At 75.6% G+C, this 813-nt stretch carries 2 protein-coding genes; one reads left to right on the top strand and one right to left on the bottom strand.

Going from position 1 to position 813, the window contains the following annotated elements; genetic code table 11:
- On the bottom strand, positions 1 to 571 hold a 571-nt coding region (locus tag H0488_RS23445; RefSeq protein ID WP_183101562.1), incomplete at its 3' end, for an aromatic amino acid lyase.
- An 86-nt stretch (positions 572 to 657) separates the two neighbouring features.
- Here H0488_RS23445 and H0488_RS23440 point away from each other — a divergent pair.
- Positions 658 to 813: helix-turn-helix domain-containing protein (locus H0488_RS23440; protein WP_183101561.1), on the top strand; the 156-nt coding region annotated here is incomplete at its 3' end.

Raw genomic sequence — 813 nt, 5'->3', positions numbered from 1 at the left:
CGGCGAGCTCGACCGGCGCGAGCCCGGCCGCGGCGAGCGCGTCGGCGGCGGGCACCAGTTCCCCGGCAGCGTCGCGGACCTCGCCCTCCCCCATCAGCGCCAGCGCGCAGTGCGCGAGCGGCGCCAGGTCGCCGGAGCACCCGAGCGAGCCGTACTCGCGGACCACCGGCGTGATGCCGTGGGTCAGCAGCCCGGCCAGGAGCTGGGCGGTCGCGCGCCGGACGCCGGTGTGACCGGTCGCCAGCGTCGACAGCCGCAGCAGCATCAGCGCCCGGACGACCTCGCGCTCGACCTCCGGTCCCGACCCGGCGGCGTGCGACCGCACCAGCGAGCGCTGCAGCTGGGTGCGCAGCTCCGGCGCGATGTGGCGGGTCGCCAGCGCCCCGAACCCGGTGGAGACGCCGTACGTGGGCGTCGGCGACGCCGCCAGCTCGTCGACCACCGTGCGCGCCCGGTCGATCGCCGTCTCCGCATCGGCGCCGAGACGAACGCCGGCACCGTCCCGGGCGACCGCCACCACGTCCGCGAACGACACCGGACCGACCCCGACCTCGACGTACCTCTGCTCCATGCCCCCATCCAACGCCCGCGGCGCTTGTGCCACCAGTCATCCACGCGAGATGGTGTCTCGGATACGAGACTGACCGGAGGAGCCAGATGGGACAGGTGCCGTCCGCGACCCGCGCCCTGCGGGTGCTGCGGTTCCTGGCGGCGCAGCCGGAGCCGGTGCCGCTGGAGCGGGTCACGGCTGCGGTCGGGCTCCCGCGCTCGTCGGCCTACCACCTGCTCGCCGCCATGATCGAGGGAGGCTTC

This window comes from Nocardioides pelophilus (assembly GCF_014180685.1).
Lineage (GTDB): Bacteria > Actinomycetota > Actinomycetes > Propionibacteriales > Nocardioidaceae > Nocardioides > Nocardioides pelophilus.
The sequence above is the reverse complement of the archived record's forward strand: the minus strand, read 5'-3'. Positions and strand labels throughout refer to the sequence as shown.